Source organism: Pseudomonas citronellolis, assembly GCF_900112375.1.
In the GTDB taxonomy this organism is placed as follows: domain Bacteria; phylum Pseudomonadota; class Gammaproteobacteria; order Pseudomonadales; family Pseudomonadaceae; genus Pseudomonas; species Pseudomonas citronellolis.
The window spans coordinates 197,709-215,429 of sequence record NZ_FOLS01000003.1; the positions used below are offsets into that span (position 1 = coordinate 197,709).

General features: G+C 67.6%; 13 protein-coding genes. 6 read left to right on the plus strand and 7 right to left on the minus strand.

All coding sequences use genetic code 11. The features are described 5' to 3' along the window. Window positions 1–58: 58 nt before the first annotated feature. Both BM060_RS04365 and BM060_RS04370 read right to left on the minus strand, forming a co-directional pair. The gene (locus BM060_RS04365) at window positions 59–1,660 is read right to left on the minus strand and encodes an ABC transporter substrate-binding protein (RefSeq protein WP_074977828.1); all 1,602 of its coding nucleotides are present in this window, start codon (window positions 1,658–1,660) and stop codon (window positions 59–61) included. A gap of 221 nt (window positions 1,661–1,881) precedes the next feature. After that, complete coding sequence (locus BM060_RS04370; protein WP_074977610.1) at window positions 1,882–2,445, minus strand: helix-turn-helix domain-containing protein; 564 nt, start codon at window positions 2,443–2,445, stop codon at window positions 1,882–1,884. Between the two features lie 181 nt (window positions 2,446–2,626). Between BM060_RS04370 and BM060_RS04375 the strand changes: the two genes are divergently transcribed. Then, on the plus strand, window positions 2,627–3,844 hold the full coding sequence (locus tag BM060_RS04375) for a M24 family metallopeptidase (protein WP_074977613.1): 1,218 nt from the start codon (window positions 2,627–2,629) through the stop codon (window positions 3,842–3,844). A gap of 530 nt (window positions 3,845–4,374) precedes the next feature. On the opposite strand, the gene BM060_RS04380 is transcribed toward BM060_RS04375, so the two are convergent. The 5 genes from BM060_RS04380 to BM060_RS04400 all read right to left on the minus strand — a co-directional run bounded on the left by BM060_RS04380 (window position 4,375) and on the right by BM060_RS04400 (window position 12,231). Continuing rightward, window positions 4,375–5,763 carry an OprD family outer membrane porin gene (locus BM060_RS04380; protein ID WP_074977615.1) on the minus strand — a complete coding sequence of 463 codons (1,389 nt, stop codon included), beginning with the start codon at window positions 5,761–5,763 and terminating at the stop codon, window positions 4,375–4,377. Between the two features lie 289 nt (window positions 5,764–6,052). Beyond that, a complete protein-coding gene (locus tag BM060_RS04385) occupies window positions 6,053–7,435 on the minus strand; it encodes an OprD family outer membrane porin (protein ID WP_074977617.1) in 1,383 nt (460 codons plus the stop codon). Window positions 7,436–8,057: 622 nt separating this feature from the next. After that, on the minus strand, window positions 8,058–9,683 hold the full coding sequence (locus tag BM060_RS04390) for an ABC transporter substrate-binding protein (protein WP_074977620.1): 1,626 nt from the start codon (window positions 9,681–9,683) through the stop codon (window positions 8,058–8,060). A 33-nt stretch (window positions 9,684–9,716) separates the two neighbouring features. Next, window positions 9,717–11,318 carry an ABC transporter substrate-binding protein gene (locus tag BM060_RS04395; protein ID WP_074977622.1) on the minus strand — a complete coding sequence of 534 codons (1,602 nt, stop codon included), beginning with the start codon at window positions 11,316–11,318 and terminating at the stop codon, window positions 9,717–9,719. A gap of 199 nt (window positions 11,319–11,517) precedes the next feature. Further along, the gene (locus BM060_RS04400) at window positions 11,518–12,231 is read right to left on the minus strand and encodes an SIMPL domain-containing protein (RefSeq protein ID WP_064582061.1); all 714 of its coding nucleotides are present in this window, start codon (window positions 12,229–12,231) and stop codon (window positions 11,518–11,520) included. A 195-nt stretch (window positions 12,232–12,426) separates the two neighbouring features. Here BM060_RS04400 and BM060_RS04405 point away from each other — a divergent pair, with 195 nt between their 5' ends. The 5 genes from BM060_RS04405 to BM060_RS04425 all read left to right on the plus strand — a co-directional run bounded on the left by BM060_RS04405 (window position 12,427) and on the right by BM060_RS04425 (window position 17,719). Beyond that, the gene (locus BM060_RS04405) at window positions 12,427–13,683 is read left to right on the plus strand and encodes an ATP-binding protein (RefSeq protein WP_009617745.1); all 1,257 of its coding nucleotides are present in this window, start codon (window positions 12,427–12,429) and stop codon (window positions 13,681–13,683) included. Between the two features lie 22 nt (window positions 13,684–13,705). Further along, window positions 13,706–14,266 (plus strand): response regulator transcription factor, encoded by a 561-nt coding sequence (locus BM060_RS04410; RefSeq protein WP_009617747.1) that lies wholly within the window; start codon window positions 13,706–13,708, stop codon window positions 14,264–14,266. A gap of 229 nt (window positions 14,267–14,495) precedes the next feature. Next, window positions 14,496–16,229 carry an ABC transporter ATP-binding protein/permease gene (locus BM060_RS04415; protein ID WP_074977624.1) on the plus strand — a complete coding sequence of 578 codons (1,734 nt, stop codon included), beginning with the start codon at window positions 14,496–14,498 and terminating at the stop codon, window positions 16,227–16,229. A gap of 199 nt (window positions 16,230–16,428) precedes the next feature. After that, window positions 16,429–17,376, plus strand: a complete 948-nt coding sequence (locus tag BM060_RS04420) for a M23 family metallopeptidase (RefSeq protein ID WP_074977626.1) — start codon at window positions 16,429–16,431, stop codon at window positions 17,374–17,376. Continuing rightward, on the plus strand, window positions 17,357–17,719 hold the full coding sequence (locus BM060_RS04425) for a hypothetical protein (protein WP_074977629.1): 363 nt from the start codon (window positions 17,357–17,359) through the stop codon (window positions 17,717–17,719). The genes BM060_RS04420 and BM060_RS04425 overlap by 20 nt, the downstream gene beginning before the upstream one ends. Window positions 17,720–17,721: the final 2 nt, after the last annotated feature.

Sequence of the window (17,721 nt, forward strand, 5' to 3'; positions counted from 1 at the left end):
CAGTGGCGAAACGAAGGGCCGCCCGGTCTGCGCCGGGTCGGCGGGCCGAAAGCCTCGGCTAGGGCTGGTTGCTCACGCCGTAGAAGGTGTTGCGCCCGAAGGGGCTGATGAGGAAGCCCTGCACCGACTTGCGCATGGGCTGGTACACCGTGGAGTGGGCGATGGGGCTGATGGGCAACTGCTGGGCGAGCAGTTGCTGGGCCTGCTGGTAGAGGGCGACGCGCTGGGCGTGGTCGGTGGTGGCCTTGGCCTGCTTGACCAGCTTGTCGTAGGCCGCGTCGCACCACTTGGAGATGTTGTTGCCGTTGACTGCGTCGCAGCCGTAGAGGGTGCCCAGCCAGTTGTCCGGGTCGCCGTTGTCGCCGGTCCAGCCGAACAGGGCGGCATCGTGCTCGCCGGCGTGGGCGCGCTTGATGTACTCGCCCCACTCGTAGCTGACGATCCTCGCCTTGATGCCGACCTTGGCCCAGTCGGCCTGGATCATCTCGGCCATCAGCTTGGCATTGGGGTTGTACGGGCGTTGCACCGGCATGGCCCAGAGGGTGATCTCGGTGCCTTCGGCGATGCCGGCCTGCTTCAGCAGTTCCCGGGCCTTCGCCGGATCGTAGGCCTGGCCCTTGATGGATTCGTCATAGGACCACTGCGTCGGCGGCATGGCGTTCACCGCCAGCTGGCCGGCGCCCTGGTAGATGGCGTCGATGATCGCCTGCTTGTTCACCGCCATGTCCAGCGCCTGGCGCACCTCGACGCGGTCCAGCGGCTTGTGGGTGACGTTGTAGGCGATGTAGCCGAGGTTGAAGCCCGGCTGCGAGGGCATGTTCAGGTTCGCGTCCTGCTTCAGCGAGGCCAGGTCCGCCGGGCGCGGGTTGAGGCTGATCTGGCATTCGCCGGCCTTGAGCTTCTGCATGCGCACCGAGGCGTCGGTGTTGATGGCGAAGATCAGGTTGTCCAGGCGCACGTCCTCGGGCTTCCAGTAGTCCTTGTTGCCCTTGAAGCGGATCAGCGCGTCCTTCTGGTAGCGGCTGAGCACGAAGGGCCCGGTGCCGATGGGCTTCTGGTTGATCTCGCTGGCCTTGCCCCGGGCGAGCAACTGGCCGGCGTACTCGGCGGACTGGATGGCCGCGAAGCTCATGGCCAGGTTCTGGATGAAGGCGGCGTCGACCTCGTTGAGGACGAAGCGGACGCTGTAGTCGTCGAGCTTCTCCACCCTGGCGATGTTGCGGTCCAGGCCCATGTCGGTGAAGTAGGGGAATTCGGTGGGGTAGGCCTTGCGGAACGGCTGGTCCTTGTCGAGCATGCGCTCGAAGGTGAAGACCACGTCGTCGGCGTTGAACTCGCGGCTGGGCTTGAAGTAGTCGGTGGTATGGAACTTCACGCCGTGGCGCAGGTGGAAGGTCCAGGCCTTGCCGTCGGCGCTGGTCTCCCAGCTTTCGGCCAGGGCCGGCACGGCCTCGGTGCCGCCGCGCTCGAACTGCACCAGGCGGTTGAACAGGGTTTCCGACGTGGCGTCGTAGTCGGTGCCGGTGGTGTACTGGCCCGGGTCGAAGCCGGCCGGGCTGCCTTCGGAGCAGTACACCAGGGTGTTGCCGGCGAAGCTCGCCGAGCTGGCCAGCAGCAGGCCGCCGGCGACCAGTGAATGCATGGAGTTACGACGCTTCATACGCATGCCTAACCTCGTTGTTCTTTTTCTGAGGGAACCGGGCGTGGGCCTGATGGGCCTGTGCCGGCTCGGGCGCCACCGCTCCCCCGTGGGCGATGGTCGGATGCCGCCGGGGTAGCCGGCGAACGTCGAACGCGAAGTTAAGTCAGGCTGAAATTAAGGTCAACTTAAATTCAGTGCTACTGCAAAAATCAGAAGAGTCCTAATACCTAGGGAATGTCTCAGGTACCCGGATGCTCGCCGAACAACGGCATGGTGGTGACGGTCAGCACCTCGGCGGTTTCCCCGCCGGCGTTGCGCAGGCAGTGGGGCTTGCCGGCGTCGAAGTGCACCGAGTCGCCGGGGCCCAGGGGGTAGCTGCGGCCGTCGATGGTGTAGACGATGCTGCCGCTGAGCACGTAGGCGAATTCCGCGCCCTCGTGGGCAATCAGCTCGGACTGGTAGCCGACCGGCATGTTCATCTTCACCGCGTTGAGCTGGTTGCCGGGGAAGGAACTGGACAGGCGCTCGTAGCCCAGCGGCTGGCCCTCGATGGCATAGCGCACGCGCTCGCCCTGGTGGGTGTCCGGCTGCGGTTGCTGCGGCTGGTCGAACAGTTCGTTGAGCGGCCCCCCCAGGGACTTGGCGATGCTGGCCAGGGACGAGATGGAAACCCCGGTGAGGTTGCGTTCGGCCTGGGACAGGAAGCTGGCGGTGAGACCGGATTCGCTGGCCACCTGGTTGAGGGTCTTCTTCGCGGCGCGCCGATAGCGACGCAGGCGCTCTCCGATTCGATCGACGGTCATTGGCTGGGCTCTTGGAGGATGCCGGCAGTATACCGGCGAAGGAAGGCGGAGGAGGAGGGCCGGAAAGGTTGGCTTGCGAAGAGGGCTTTTGTTGTGATTTTAAGTGGTGCTTAAAATTCGTTTGGCAATGATTTTAAGTAGTGCTTAAATTTCGCCGGAATTTTCAGGATGGGAGTTGGCGATGACGTTGGGCGTTGGGGGCAGTAGTCCCGAGCAGGCTCTGGCGGGGCTGCACGATATGAGCGGTGGCGTCGGGCCGATCGGGCTGGACGAATACCGGGCCCGCGTGGCCGGCCTGCAGGCGCGCCTGCGCGAGCAGGGCATGGCCGCGGCATTCGTCGATGCCGGCAGCTACCTGCGCTATTTCAGCGGGGTGAAATGGAACCCCAGCGAACGCCTGGTCGGCCTGCTGGTGCCCGCCGAGGGCGAGCCGCAGTACCTCGCCCCGGCCTTCGAGGAGGGCACGGTGCGCGACTTCCAGGTGCTGCCCGGGGCGATCCGCACCTGGCAGGAACACCAGAGCCCCTACCGCCTGCTGCTGGACATGCTGGTGGAGCTGGGCGTGCCGGCCAACGCCCGCCTCGGCCTGTGCCCGAGCCTGCCGTTCGGCATGGTCGAGCGCTTGCGCGAAGTCGTCGGTTCGCTGCGCCTGGTGGATGCGAGCGCCGTCGTCGACCATGGACGGCAGCGCAAGTCGGCCGCCGAGCTGGCGCTGATGCAGCGCGCCAAGGACATGACCCTGGAAGTGCACAAGGCCACCGCCAGCATCCTCCGCGAAGGCATCACCACCACCGAGGTGGTGCGCTTCATCGAAGCCGCGCACCGCCGCGTCGGCGCGCCCGGCTCGACCTTCTGCATCGTGCTGTTCGGCGAGGACAGCGCCTTCCCCCACGGCGTGCGCGAGCCGCGCCCGCTGCGCGAAGGCGACATGGTGCTGATCGACACCGGCTGCCAGTTGCACGGCTACAACTCGGACATCACCCGCAGCTACGTATTCGGCACGCCCAGCGAGCGCCAGCGCAGCCTGTGGAACCTGGAGAAGGCCGCGCAACTGGCCGCCTTCGCCGCCGCCGTGCCGGGTGCGCCCTGCCAGGCGGTGGACGCCGCCGCGCGGCGCTGCCTGGAGGCCGGCGGCCTGGGCCCGGACTACGCCTTGCCCGGCCTGCCGCACCGCACCGGCCACGGCATCGGCCTCGACATACACGAAGGCCCCTACCTGGTGCGCGGCGACGAAACCCCGCTGGAGGCCGGCATGTGCTTCAGCAACGAACCGATGATCTGCGTGCCCGGCGAGTTCGGCATCCGCCTGGAAGACCACTTCTACATGAGCGCCGAAGGCCCGCGCTGGTTCACCCGGCCGAGCCATTCCATCGACGATCCGTTCGGTCTGGCGGGGTAGGGCCTAGCGCACCGGAGGGCATTGTAGGAACGGGCCCTGCCCGCGATTCGCGCGCAGGGCGCGCTCCTACAGGGGGATGGCGGCGCAGGATTTCATCCGTGATCGCGCCGGGGCGTTCGGCTATCGCGGACAAGGTCCGCTCCTACGGGAGAAATGCCGCGCTGTCCGGCAACCTGTAGGAGCAGGCCCCACCCGCGATTCGCGCGCAGGGCGCGCTCCTACAGGGGGATGGCGGCGCAGGATTTCATCCGTGATCGCGCCGGGGCGTTCGGCTATCGCGGACAAGGTCCGCTCCTACGGGAGAAATACCGCGCTGCCCGGCGACCTGTAGGAGCAGGCCCTGCCTGCGATTCGCGCGCAGGGCGCGCTCCTACAGGGGACTGGTGCGGGTGGGGCAGCGTAGGAGCGGATCTCATCCGCGAACCGCGCCGGGACGTCCGGCTATCGCGGACAAGGTCCGCTCCTTGCAGGCGAGCACAGCTTTTCGTAGGAGCGAGCACCTCGGTACAGCCTGCAATGTTGCACGGCTACTAGAGCAACTCGAAGGGAAAGGTGCTGACCAGCCGCAGCTCGTCGACGCTGCCGTTGCTCTGCTTCTGGCTGGCGCGGTGGCTGACGTACATGAGGCGGAAGTGGCTGCGTTTGAGCGCCCCGTTCTGCACCACGTAGGCGGCCGACAGGCCCAGTTCGCGGTGCTTCTCGCCGTCCTGCTCGCGGCCCTTCGCGTAGTTGCCGTAGGCGCCGTTGCGGTCGCCGGTGTAGCCCGTGCCGTCGATGTCCCAGCCCTTGACGTACCACACCGAGGTGCTCAGCCCCGGCACGCCGTAGGCCGCCCAGTCGGTGTTGTAGCGCAGCTGCGCGGATTTCTCGTTGGGCCCGTTGTAGTCGGCGAAGGCCACGTTGCTCAGGTGGATGGCCTTGGTCTCGTGCACGTAGTCGAAGTACTCGTCGCCTTCGACCTGCTGCCAGCCGAACATCAGCGAATGGGCGCCGCGGCTGAGGGTGAAGTCCAGGCTCCAGGTGTCGTTGTCGATGTAGCCGGCGGCGCGGCGGCCGGTGTCGCGGGTGCTGTAGAGGTTGGCGCGGGTCCGCAGGGCGAGCTTCTGCGGGTCGCCCATGCTGTGGCCCAGGCCCAGGTAGTACTGGTTCCAGATGTCCTCGAAATGCCCGCCGTAGAGTGTCGCCGACAGGCCGCCGGGGGCCTTGTAGCTGCCGCCGAGGTAGCTGTAGCGGTCGCCCTTGGCCAGGCGGGTGCCGTATTCGGTGGTCAGGTCTTCCTCGCCGGCGCCGGCGCGGGGGCTGGCGCGGGTGAAGCTGCCGGCCTGCAGCGCCAGGCCCGGCAGTTCCTCGCTGAGCAGGGCGAAGCCGTCGAAGCTGGCGGGCAGGACGCGGTTGTCGTGGCTGTTGAACACCGGCGTGTCGACCTGGAAGCGGCCGCCCCTGAGTTCGGTGCTGGAGATGCGCAGGCGCAGGTTGGCGATGCCCAGCTTGGACCATTCGTCCACCGCGTTGCCGTCGCTGTCGGTCAGGGTACGGTTGCCGCCGCCGCCGGCGATCACGCCTTTGCCGCGCTCCAGGCTGAGGGCATGGTAGCCGGCCACGTCCAGGCCGAAGCCGACGGTGCCCCGGGTGTAGCCGGAGCTGTACTTGAGCAGGGTGCCCTGCACCCAGGTGCGGCGGTTGTGGGTGAACTCCGAACCGTCTTCCTTGGGGATGCGGAAGCCGTTGCTGTCCTGGGCCTGCTCCAGGGCGGCGAAGTTGCGGGTGCGCAGGCTCAGGCTCTGGCCTTCGACGAAACCTTTGGCACCGGCCTGGCCGCGGGCCTCGCGGCGGTCGTCCTCGGCGGCCCAGGCCTGGCTGAACAGGCAGGCGCCGAGGGACAGGCCCAGGGCCGTGGGGCGGATGTGCTGCTGGATCATTGGCTGTTGCTCCCTTCTTGTTTTTCTTGTTGGAGGGGCTATGCCGATGACGGTACCGGCGTCCGGGGTGTGCCTGATGGACGCCCCGGCCCCTGTGAGGGGCCGAAGCTAAGTGGGGGCGGGAAGGGCGATCAAGGCGGATTCGGCCGCGCTGCGAAAAACGGAAAATTCCGAATATTCAGGGGATTGCATTCGGGCGACGGGGTACTCGTCGAAGGTAGGCGCGGGGGCGATGGAGGGCGCGTACCTGCCCGGCGCCGCCTCTGGCGGGGCGGCGCCGGGGTGGGGACTACAGCAGGTTGAAGGGCAGGGTGGTGATCAGGCGCACGTCGTCGATGCTGCCGTCGGCCTGGTTCTGGCTGGCCCGGTGGCGCCGGTAGGTCAGCTTGATGCTGCTGCTCTTGAGCGGGCCGTCCTGGATCTTGTAGGCGAGCGTCATGCCCAGTTCGCGATGCCTTTCGCCATCCTGCTTGCGCACCTCGGCGTAGCTGCCGTGGGCGCCGTTGCGGTCGCCGTCGTAGCGGGTGCCGTCGATGCCCCAGCCCTTGGCGTACCACAACGTGCTGCTCAGCCCCGGTATGCCGTAGCGGGCCCAGTCGGTGCCGTAGGCCAGCTGGGCGGACTTCTCGTTGGGGCCGTTGTAGTCGGATTGCAGGTAGTTGACCAGGTAGATGGCCGCGGTCTCGTTGACGTAGTCGAAGTACTCGTCGCCATCGACCTGCTGCCAGCCCGCCATCAGTCTATGGGCGCCGCGGGCGAGGGTGAAGGCCAGGCTCCAGGTATCGTTGTCGATGTAGCCGGCCTTGCGGCTGCCGGCATCGCGGGTGCTGTAGCCGTCGAAGCGGGTGTGCAGGGCCAGCACGTCGGGGTCGCCGAGGTCGTGGGAGAAGCCCAGGTAGTACTGCCGCCAGATGTCCTCGAACTCGCCGCCGTAGGCGCTGAGGCTGAGGTTGGGCGCCGCGCGGTAGGTCCCGCCGAGGTAGCTGTAGCGGTCGCCCCTGGCCTTGCGGTCGCCGTAGGTGGTGGTGAGTTTCTCGTCGCCGGCCCCGGTGCGCGGGCTGACGCGATCGAAGCTGCCGGCCTGCAGCCTGAGCCCGGTGAGTTCGCTGCTGGTCAGGCCGACGCCGCGGAAGGTGGAGGGCAGGGCGCGGTTGTCGATGGTGGCCAGTACCGGCGTCTCGACCTGGAAGCGGCCGGCGCGCAGTTCGCTGTTGGACAGCTGCAGGCGCAGGTTGGCCACGCCCAGCTTGGACCACTCGTCCAGCGGCCGACCGTCGCTGTCGGTCAGGGTGCGGTTGCTGCCGCTGGCGACCACGCCCTTGCCGCGCTCCAGGTTGAGGGCATGGAAGGCGCCGACGTCGAGGCCGAAGCCGACGGTGCCCCGGGTGTAGCCGGAGCTGTACTGCAGGATGCTGCCCTGCACCCAGGTGCGCCGGCTGTGGGTGGGCTCGTAGCCGTCGCCCTTGGGGATCTTGAAGATGAAGCGGCCGTGCTTCTGCTCATGGGAGGCGAAGTTGCGGGTGCTCAGGGTCAGGCTCTGGCCTTCGATGAAGCCCTTGGCGGCGGCCTGCCCCCGCTGCCTGTCGTCCTCTTCGGCCGCCCAGGCCTGGCCGGTGACGCCGGCGAGCAGCGCCAGGCCGATGGTGGTGGGGCGGATGTGTGGATTGGTCATCTGATTGCTCCTCGTTTCTAGTGCTGTGCGCAACGGCGGGCACCTGGGCGCGCGCCGGGAACGGCCGGTGGCCGGCTGCAAGGCGGGAAGCGAGTGCGGTGGGATGATTGTTGGAAGAGCCTGGCCGGTCGGGCCTGGCTCGTGGCTGCCCGCAGCGGATGGGGCGGGCGCAGGGGCGGCAGCGGCGGGTCTGCCGTGCCGTGGAAGGTGTGGGGGCCGGGGCTGCCGGACCTTCAGGGGGGAAGCTAAGCCATGCCTGGCGGCCGCGACAATGAAAAAATGCCTGGTGCTTCACTACGCCGCTTCTCGCCGATGCCCGGAATAGAGGCTTCGCGGTATTTTTGGAGGCAGCGTGGTGGGAATCTTGGCGCCCACCTGTAGGAGCGGGCCCTGCCCGCGATTTCGCGCGCAGGGCGCGCTCCTAACATGGGAGCGGCGTGGGTGGGGCAGCGTAAGCGGATCTCATCCGCGAATCGCGCCGGTGGTTTCGGCTATCGCGGACAAGGTCCGCTCCTTAGCCGGTGGGTACGGTTTCTCGTAGGAGCGAGCTTGCTCGCGAACAAAGGCGGTGCCATGCGGTTCGCGAGCAAGCTCGCTCCTACAGGAGACGGGAAATACGGGCTCAGGGCCCCAGTTCGACGTGGGTGAAGTTGTTCGAGCCCAGCGGGCTGAGGGTGAAGCCCTTCACCCTGGGGCTCAGCACCACGAACTGCTTCGGGTAGGCCAGGGCTATCCAGGGCGCTTCGCGCTGGAAGATCGCCAGGGCCTGGCGGTACAGCGCGGCGCGGGCGTCCTGGTCTGTGCTGGCGCGGGCCTGGCGCAGCAGGTCGTCGAACTGGGCGTTGCACCAGCCGGCCATGTTCTCGCCGCTCTGCGCGGCGGCGCAGGACAGGTTGGGGGTGAGGAAGTTGTCCGGGTCGCCGTTGTCGCCCACCCAGCCCATGAACACCAGGTCGTGCTCGCCGTGCTTGGCGCGGCGGATCAGTTCGCCCCATTCGTAGACGCGGATGTCGGCGCGGATGCCCAGCTTGCCCAGGTCGTTCTGCAGCATCTGCGCGCCTATGCCGGGGTTGGGGTTGGCCGGGCCGCCGCCGGGGCGGGTCCAGATGCTGAGCTTCTGCCCGGGCTGCACGCCGGCCTCGGCCAGCAGCTGGCGGGCCCGTTCGAGGTCGCGCGGCCAGCCCTTCAGGTCCGGGTCCGAACCCCACAGCGTCGGCGGGTAGGGCGCCACCGCCGGGCTGGCGCCACCCTCGCCGAACTGCGCCTTGCGGTAGGCGTCGCGGTCGAAGGCGAGGTTGATGGCCTGGCGCACGCGCACGTCGTCCAGCGGCTTGTGCCGGGTGTTGATGGCGACGTAGGCGACCAGCAGGGAGTCCAGTTCCTCCACCTTCAGGCGCGGGTCCCTGCGCAGCTCGGGGATGTCCGTAGGCCGCGGGTACACCGCCACCTGGCAATCGCCGGCGCGCAGTTTCTGGAGGCGCACGCTGGGGTCGGGGGTGATCGCCAGCAGCAGGCGCTCGATCTTCGGCGTGCCGCCCCAGTAGTCGGGGTTGGCGGCGAAGCGCACCTGGGCGTCCTTCTGGTAGCGCTGGAAGACGAAGGGGCCGGTGCCCAGGGGCAGGTTGTTCAGTTGCTCGGGCTTGCCGGCCGCCAGCAGCAGGTCGGCGTATTCGGCTGAATAGATGGAGGCGAAGCCCATGGCCAGGTCGGCGAGGAAGGGCGCCTCGGGGTGGCGCAGGGTGAAGCGCACGGTCAGGTCGTCGACTTTCTCGACGCGCTCGATCAACCCCGGCAGGCCCATCGACTGGGCATAGGGGAAGCCGCGCGGGGCCAGCTTGTTCCACGGGTGCGCCGGGTCGAGCTGGCGCTGGAAGCTCCACAGCACGTCGTCGGCGTTGAAGGTGCGGGTAGGAGTGAAGTAGTCGGTGCGCTGGAACTTCACGCCCGGGCGTAGGTGGAAGGTGTAGGCCAGGCCGTCGGCGCTGATGTCCCAGCTTTGCGCCAGCGCGGGGATCACCTTCGTACTGCCGGGGGCGAACTGCACCAGGCGTTCGTACACCGTCTCCGCCGTGGCGTCGGCGGTGGTGGCGGCGGTGTACTGGGTGATGTCGAAGCCTTCCGGGCTGCCCTCGGTGCATACCACCAGGGGCCGGGCCAGCGTCGGCGCGGCGGCGAACAGCAACGCCAGGGCCGCCCACGTGGGGCGGCCCGGTCGTCTATCGGCAAGCGGCTGTAGCCAGCGCAGCATGGCGTGACGGCCGCCTCGCGGCCGCCGCGGGCCTTACTTGCCGACGCCCACGCCGTAGAAGGAGTTGAGCGCGAAGGGGCTGATCTTGAAGTCCTCGACCGTCTTGCGCATCGGCTGGTACACGGTGGAGTGGGCGATCGGGGTGATCGGCACCTGTTCCTTGAGGATGTGCTGGGCCTGCTTGTACAGCTCGGTGCGCTTGGCCTGGTCGGGGGTGCGCTTGGCTTCCTTGATCAGCTTGTCGTAGGGCTGGTCGCACCACTTGGAGAAGTTGTTGCCGTTGACCGCGTCGCAGCTGTACAGGGTGCCCAGCCAGTTGTCCGGGTCGCCGTTGTCGCCGCTCCAGCCGATCAGCATGGCGTCGTGCTCGCCGGCCTTGGCGCGCTTGATGTACTCGCCCCATTCGTAGGTGACGATCTTCGCCTTGATGCCGACCTTCGCCCAGTCGGCCTGGAGCATCTCGGCCATCAACTTGGCGTTGGGGTTGTACGGGCGCTGCACGGGCATGGCCCACAGGGTGATCTCGGTACCTTCGGGCACGCCGGCTTTCTTCAGCAGTTCCTTGGCCTTCTCCGGGTCGTAGCCGGCGTCCTTGATGCTGTCGTCGTAGGACCACTGGGTCGGCGGCATGCCGTTCACGGCGAGCTGGCCGGCGCCCTGGTAGACGGCGTCGATGATGGCCTTCTTGTTCACCGCCATGTCCAGCGCCTCGCGCACTTCCAGCTTGTCCAGCGGCTTGTGCAGCACGTTGTAGGCGATGTAGCCGAGGTTGAAGCCCGGCTGCGAAGGCATGTTCAGGTTGGCGTCCTTCTTCAGCGACTCCAGGTCCGCCGGGCGCGGGAACAGGGTGATCTGGCACTCGTTGGCCTTGAGCTTCTGCATGCGCACCGAGGCGTCGGTGTTGATGGCGAAGATCAGGTTGTCGATCTTCACCTCGCCGGGCACCCAGTAGTCCTTGTTGGCCTTGAAGCGGATCATCGCGTCCTTCTGGTAGCGGCTGAACACGAAGGGCCCGGTGCCGATCGGCTTCTGGTTGATGTCGCTGGCGCGGTTCTGCTTGAGCAACTGGTCGGCGTATTCGGCGGACTGGATGGAGGCGAAGCTCATGGCCAGGTTCTGGATGAACGCGGCGTCGACCTCGTTGAGGACGAACCTGACGGTGTAGTCGTCGACCTTCTCCACCTTGGCGATGTTGGCGTCCATGCCCATGTCGGTGAAGTAGGGGAATTCGGTGGGGTAGGCCTTACGGAACGGGTGGTTCTTGTCGAGCATGCGCTCGAAGGTGAACAGCACGTCGTCGGCGTTGAATTCGCGGCTGGGCTTGAAGTAGTCGGTGGTGTGGAACTTCACGCCGTGGCGCAGGTGGAAGGTGTAGGTCTTGCCGTCATCGGAAACGTCCCACTTCTCGGCCAGGCCGGGGATCACCTGGGTGCCGCCGCGCTCGAACTGGGTGAGGCGGTTGAATACCGTCTCGGCGGCGGCGTCGAAATCGGTACCGGTGGTGTACTGGCCGGGGTCGAAGCCCGCCGGGCTGCCCTCGGAGCAGAACACCAGGTTGCCGGCGGCGTGGGCGAAGGGAGCGCTGGCGATCAACCCAGCGGCGATCATGGAGCGGATGACGGCATTCTTGCGCATGCTGACCTCAGTTTGTTGTGGTTGTCATCGAGGCACGTCCTTGTGGGGCGTGTCGCCTGAAACTATGCAGGGCACATGCCGGGCGCAAGGGCCACACCCGCCACAGTGTAGAAGCTGTGGGGAAGTCGTAAGGGAATGTCGCAATAACGCAAGAAGCCCGCCGCGGCGCCCGGGCGGGTGGCGCCGCGGCGGGCCCGCATCAGGGCATCTGCACTTCGATGGTGCCGTCGGCGGTCACCGTCACCTGGCTGGTGCCGGCCTCGATCTCCGGGGCCGCGGCGAAGCCGGCGTCGGCCTTCATCGCCGCCATGCGCATCACCGGCATCGGCCGCGGCGCGCCGGCGCTGTTCAAGTTCAGGTTGACCAGGCGGTAGCCCTTGCCGCCGAGGGAGTCGGTCAGCAGCTGGGCGCGGGCCTTGAACGCCGCCACGGCGTTCTTCATCAGGCTGTCCTCGTTCTGCTGGCGGGTGGAGTCGGCGATGCTGAAGCTCATGTTGCCCATCTTCAGCTTGCCCAGCAGGCTGGCGGTGAGCTGCGACAGCGCGGCGAAGTCCGAGCTTTCCAGGCGCAGTTCGGCGCGCTCGCGCCAGGCGGTGATCTTCTGGCCCTTGTCGTCGTACACCGGGTAGCTGTTGCGGCTGCCCAGGCTGACGGTCACGCCCTTGGCCTTGCGCGCCTCGGTCACCGCGGCGTTGAGGGCGGCGGTGGTCTCGGCGGCGAGCTTGGCCGGGTCGCTGGCCTGGGCTTCGTTGAAGAGAGTCACGTGCATCTGGTCGTGGGCCACTTCCTGGCTGGCCTCGGCGTGCAGCGACACCAGGTTGTAGCGCGGCTCGTCGGCGTGGGCGGCGAAGCTGGTGGCGGCCAGGGCGACGGCTGCGGCCAGGGCGGCGAGGCTTTTCTTCAATGCGGACATGTTCGACTCCTTGGTCCTGTAATGAGTCCCGGGTGCAGGGTAGACGACCCCGCACATGGACAGTCAGACCTATTGACGCAGGTCGGCGTTCAAAGGGGTTGAATCGCGATAGCCTTTATCTCGTATGCTGTGTCGCTATGACGCACCGAGAGGGGAAGGGGCTTGGCTATACTCGCGCAAATTCCGGAATTCACCATGCGCACACCGGTTTTCCAGTTATCCGCCAGCCGGCAGAACCTGCTGCACCTGACGCTCATCCGTATTCTCGTGCTGGCCGCCCAGGCCGGTTCGGTGGGCATCGCCTACAAGGCCCAATTGATCCCGCTGCCCTGGGCGGCGCTGGGGGTGACCCTCGGCGTGTCCCTGGTGCTGTGCCTGGCCACCGCCCTGCGCCTGCGTGGGCCCTGGCCGGTGACCGAGGTGGAATACGCGGTGCAGCTGGGCTGCGACCTGATCATCCACAGCGCCCTGCTGTATTTCTCCGGCGGCTCGTCCAACCCCTTCGTCTCCTATTACCTGGTGCCGCTGACCATCGCCGCGGCGACCCTGCCGTGGCTCTACACCATCGTCCTCGCCGGCCTGGCCCTGGCCGCTTACACGGTGCTGCTGGTGTGGTTCCACCCGCTGAACATCGCCCCGGCGCAGCGCGACTACCTGCTGATCTACGGCATGTGGCTGAGCTTCGCCCTGGCCGCCGGGCTGATCACCTTCTTCGTCGCGCGCATGTCCCAGGCGCTGCGCCGCCAGGAACAGATAGTCGCGCAGCGCCGCGAGGAGGGCATGCGCGACCAGCAACTGCTCGCCGTGGCCACCCAGGCCGCCGGCGCCGCCCATGAGCTGGGCACGCCGCTGGCGACCATGAGCGTGCTGCTCAAGGAGCTGCGCCAGGCGCACCCGAAGGATCCGCTGCTGCAGGAAGACCTGGCGCTGCTGCAGGAACAGGTCAAGCTGTGCAAGGACACCCTGCAGCAACTGGTGCGCGCCGCCGAGGCCGACCGCCGCCAGGCCATCCAGGAGCAGGGCGTCAACGAATGGCTGGAGGCGGTGCTGCGCCGCTGGCACCTGATGCGCCCGGAGGCCACCTACCGCTACCTGAACCTGGGCCCGGGCAGCGCCCCGCGGCTGACGCCGCCCACCGACCTCACCCAGGCCCTGCTGAACCTGCTGAACAATGCTGCCGATGCCTGCCCGGACGACCTGGAGATCTGCGTCGACTGGACTGCCACCGACATCTGCCTGAGCATCCGCGACCACGGCCCCGGCGTGCCCCTGGCGATCGCCGAGCAACTCGGCAAACCCTTCTTCACCACCAAGGGCAAGGGCTTCGGCCTCGGCCTGTTCCTCAGCCAGGCCAGCGTCACCCGCGCCGGCGGCACGGTGAAGTTGTACAACCACGAAGACGGCGGCACGCTTACCGAGCTGCGCCTGCCGCGCAGCTACGGTGTGGTGTGAACCCACGCGCGAGGAAGTACCCATGAGCGAAGAGAATCTGTTCGAAGGCGAAGAGCAACCCCACCTGCTGCTGGTGGACGACGACGCCACCTTCACCCGTGTGATGGCGCGCGCCATGAGCCGCCGCGGCCTGCGCGTATCGGTCGCCGGCTCCGCCGAGGAAGGCCTGGCCCTGGCCAAGGAAGACCTGCCCGACTACGCCGTGCTCGACCTGAAGATGGACGGCGACTCCGGCCTGGTGCTGCTGCCCAAGCTGCTGGAGCTGGACGCGGAGATGCGCGTGGTGATCCTCACCGGCTACTCCAGCATCGCCACCGCGGTGGAGGCCATCAAGCGCGGCGCCACCAACTACCTGTGCAAGCCGGCCGACGCCGACGACGTGCTGACCGCACTGCTCTCGCAGCACGCCGACCTGGACAGCCTGGTGCCGGAAAACCCCATGTCGGTGGACCGCCTGCAGTGGGAGCACATCCAGCGCGTGCTGGCCGAGCACGACGGCAACATTTCCGCTACCGCCCGCGCCTTGGGGATGCATCGGCGGACGTTGCAGCGTAAGCTGCAGAAGCGCCCTGTAAGGCGTTAAGGAATTCATAAGAAGCTGTATCTACGATCTCGCGAGCTAGCGCAGAACAAGGCGAAAACAGGCGAGGGAGGCACCGGGCTCGCGTTCGAGTTCAGTCCGCTAAATGAGCATCACTCGCCTGTTTTTAACGCAGTTATGCCGACGCGCAGCAGATCGTAGACAGGTTCTAAGACAGGGAGCGCCGACTGGGCGCTCTTTTTTTTGTGCCGCCCGTGCCGAGCCCTGATCAATGACCGAAAGCGCCGAGTACCGTGCCGCGAACGATGCCGTTCGCGGGCATTTCTTCTCCCAGGTGTGGAAACTGACGGCGCCCTACTGGCGCAGCGAAGAGAAGGGCACGGCCTGGCTGCTGCTGATCGTGGTGATCGCCCTGTCGCTGGTCGGCGTGGGCGTCTCGGTGTGGGTCAACACCTGGTACCGCGACTTCTACAACGCCCTGCAGAACAAGGACCTCGATGCCTTCATCCGGCTGATCCTGTACTTCTGCGGGATCGCCGCGGTGGCCATCCTGGTCGCCGTGTACCGCCTGTACCTGACGCAGATGCTGACCATCCGCTGGCGTCGCTGGCTCACCGAGAAGCACTTCGCCGCCTGGCTGTCCGACAAGAACTACTACCGCCTGGAACAGCGCGGCTACACCGACAACCCCGACCAGCGCCTGTCCGAGGACCTCAACAGCTTCACCGACACCACCCTGAGCCTGGGCCTGGGGCTGATTCGCAACCTGGTCAGCCTGGTGTCCTTCTCGGTGATCCTCTGGGGCGTGTCCGGCAGCATCGAGCTGTTCGGCATCAGCATTCCCGGCTACATGTTCTGGGCCGCGCTGCTCTACGCCCTGGTCGGCAGCTGGCTGACGCACCTGATCGCCCGCCGCCTGATCGGCCTGAACAACCAGCAGCAGCGCTACGAGGCCGACCTGCGCTTCGGCCTGGTGCGCATCCGCGAGAACGCCGAGAGCATCGCCCTGTACAACGGCGAGGGCAGCGAGAACGAACGCCTGATGACGCGCTTCCGCAACGTCTGGGGCAATTTCTGGGAACTGATGAAGGTGCAGAAGCGCCTGACCTTCTTCAGCTCCGGCTACGCCCAGATCGCCATCATCTTCCCGATCGTGGTGGCCGCGCCGCGCTACTTCGCCGGCAAGATCCAGCTCGGCGAGCTCATGCAGATCAACTCCGCCTTCGGCAACGTCCAGGACGGCCTGAGCTGGTTCATCGACGCCTACTCCAGCCTGGCCACCTGGCGCGCCACCTGCGACCGTCTGCTGAGCTTCCGCAACGCCATGGACGAGGTCGCCGGCGAGCACGAGAGCATCGCCGTGCACGCCGCCGGCAACGGCCTGCAGCTCAAGCACCTGAGCCTGCGCCTGGGCGACGGCAGCGTGCTGCTGGAGCCTACCGACCTGACCCTGCGGGCCGGCGAACACGTGCTGATCAGCGGCCCCTCCGGCGCCGGCAAGAGCACCCTGCTGCGCGCCATGAGCGGGCTCTGGCGCTACGGCGCCGGGCAGGTGCAGATGCCCGCGGCGCGCACGCTGTTCCTGCCGCAGAAGCCCTACCTGCCGATCGGCAGCCTGGCCACGGCCCTGAGCTACCCCGAGGCGCCCGACCGGCACGGCCCCGAGCGCCTGCGCGAAGTGCTGCGCCTGTGCCGCCTGGAGCACCTGGGCGAACGCCTGGACGAAGCCCAGCACTGGCAGCGCCTGCTCTCGCCGGGCGAACAGCAGCGCCTGGCCATCGCCCGCGCGCTGCTCTACGCGCCGGCCTGGCTGTTCCTCGACGAGGCCACCTCGGCGCTGGACGACAACGACGAAGCCGCGCTCTACCAGACCCTGCTGGAGCAGCTGCCCGGCGTGACCCTGGTCAGCATCGGCCACCGCGCCGACCTCAGGCGCTTCCACGAGCGCCAGCTGCGCCTGGAGGATCGTCACCTGCGGGAGGTCGAGGCGGTGCTCCCGGCCTGACACGCCTACCTGTCGCAAGGGAATCCCCCGGCGATAGGATTTTGGGAAAGATCGTGCTGTGAATTCCTTCAGATTTTGCAGGAAAGCTCGCAATTGATTGGCAGTTTTGGGGACTGCTGCATCGTTCCCTGACCGATACCCGGTACCCTCGACGGCTTTGCGGTAAACAGCCCGTCGCATTCGGATTCCGGATATCGCCATGCATGGTCTTTCCCCTTCTGGTCAGGCGTTGACGCGCGAGGCATTGCGCCTGGTGAACCCGCGCCGCTTCCTTGGCCTCGCGCTCGCCGGCGCCACGGCGCTGGCGCTGCTGACCTTCGCCGCCGGCCTGTGGCTCGGCCGCGTCATGGCGCCGCCCGCGCCGCTGGCCGAGGCCGCCCCGCAGCAGACGCCGGAGCAGCGCTTCGCCGTGGCGCGCCTGGGCGAGCTGGCCGGGCGCCTGCAAGTGCTGGAAAAGGACGCCGCCTACCTGCTGAAAGTGGTCGACGGCCACGAGGACATCGCCCGCAAGCTGGCGCGCATCGACCCCGGCCTGGTGCCGGAGCAGGCGCCGGCACGCGGCGCTGAGGGGGAGGGCGGCCTGCTGCTGCCGCCGCGGCCATGCCAGGCCGCGCCGCTGGTCGACGTGCAGCAGGGCACCGAGGCCGCGCGTTGCCTGAGGCGTCAGCTCGACCTGCTGCTGGACGCGGTGTCGCGGCGCAACGCCGACTTCCTCGCCATCCCCACCCACCGCCCGGTGGACAAGGCGCGCCTGGGCTCGGCCTTCGGCAACCGGCTGGACCCGTTCAACCGCCGCCTGGCCTTCCACTCCGGGCTCGACTTCGCCGCGCCCGGCGGCACCGAGATCCAGGCCGCCGCCGGTGGCCGGGTGGTCGCTGCTGGTCCCTTCAGCTCCTACGGCATCCGCGTGGAAATCGACCACGGCAACGGCCTGCTCACCCGCTATGCGCACCTGTCCAGGGCCGAGGTGCGCGTCGGCGACGTGGTGATGCCCGGCCAGCGCATCGCCGCCATGGGCTCCACGGGCCGCTCCACCGGCTCGCACCTGCATTTCGAAGTGCTCTACCGCGGCGAGTTCGTCGACCCGCAGCACTTCCTTTCCCTCGGCGACATGGAGAAGGCTCTCGATGCGCTGGCGCAGGACTAGGCCGGCGACCACCCGCGAACTGCTGCGCGCCGAGCACCAGCCGCGGGCCCAGGTAGCGCGCAGCTACCGGCCGCTGCTCTGGGCCGCGCTGGCGCTGGCCATGGCCTTCGCCGCGCTGCATTTCTGGCGCGGCTCGCAGCAGGCCGAAATACAGCAGCACATCGAAGCGCTGCAGGCCGGCAATGCCGCGCTGGCCGCCGACCTGCAGCGCCAGCGCCTGCTGACCGCCGAGGCCCAGGCCACGCGCGAGCAGCTGCAGCGGCGCATCGACCAGATGTCCGGGGAACTCAAGAAGCTCAAGACCGACCTGGCGTTCTACCGCCAGCAGAAACCCGCCAAGTGATC

What these genes read in the sequence shown, in the direction of transcription:
- BM060_RS04425 (WP_074977629.1), top strand. Translation starts at nt 17,357, where the DNA reads ATGCGCTGGCGCAGGACTAGGCCGGCGACCACCCGCGAACTGCTGCGC.
- BM060_RS04365 (WP_074977828.1), bottom strand. Translation starts at nt 1,660, where the DNA reads ATGAAGCGTCGTAACTCCATGCATTCACTGGTCGCCGGCGGCCTGCTG.
- BM060_RS04405 (WP_009617745.1), top strand. Translation starts at nt 12,427, where the DNA reads ATGCGCACACCGGTTTTCCAGTTATCCGCCAGCCGGCAGAACCTGCTG.
- BM060_RS04420 (WP_074977626.1), top strand. Translation starts at nt 16,429, where the DNA reads ATGCATGGTCTTTCCCCTTCTGGTCAGGCGTTGACGCGCGAGGCATTG.
- BM060_RS04380 (WP_074977615.1), bottom strand. Translation starts at nt 5,763, where the DNA reads ATGATCCAGCAGCACATCCGCCCCACGGCCCTGGGCCTGTCCCTCGGC.
- BM060_RS04410 (WP_009617747.1), top strand. Translation starts at nt 13,706, where the DNA reads ATGAGCGAAGAGAATCTGTTCGAAGGCGAAGAGCAACCCCACCTGCTG.
- BM060_RS04370 (WP_074977610.1), bottom strand. Translation starts at nt 2,445, where the DNA reads ATGACCGTCGATCGAATCGGAGAGCGCCTGCGTCGCTATCGGCGCGCC.
- BM060_RS04395 (WP_074977622.1), bottom strand. Translation starts at nt 11,318, where the DNA reads ATGCGCAAGAATGCCGTCATCCGCTCCATGATCGCCGCTGGGTTGATC.
- BM060_RS04375 (WP_074977613.1), top strand. Translation starts at nt 2,627, where the DNA reads ATGACGTTGGGCGTTGGGGGCAGTAGTCCCGAGCAGGCTCTGGCGGGG.
- BM060_RS04385 (WP_074977617.1), bottom strand. Translation starts at nt 7,435, where the DNA reads ATGACCAATCCACACATCCGCCCCACCACCATCGGCCTGGCGCTGCTC.
- BM060_RS04400 (WP_064582061.1), bottom strand. Translation starts at nt 12,231, where the DNA reads ATGTCCGCATTGAAGAAAAGCCTCGCCGCCCTGGCCGCAGCCGTCGCC.
- BM060_RS04415 (WP_074977624.1), top strand. Translation starts at nt 14,496, where the DNA reads ATGACCGAAAGCGCCGAGTACCGTGCCGCGAACGATGCCGTTCGCGGG.
- BM060_RS04390 (WP_074977620.1), bottom strand. Translation starts at nt 9,683, where the DNA reads ATGCTGCGCTGGCTACAGCCGCTTGCCGATAGACGACCGGGCCGCCCC.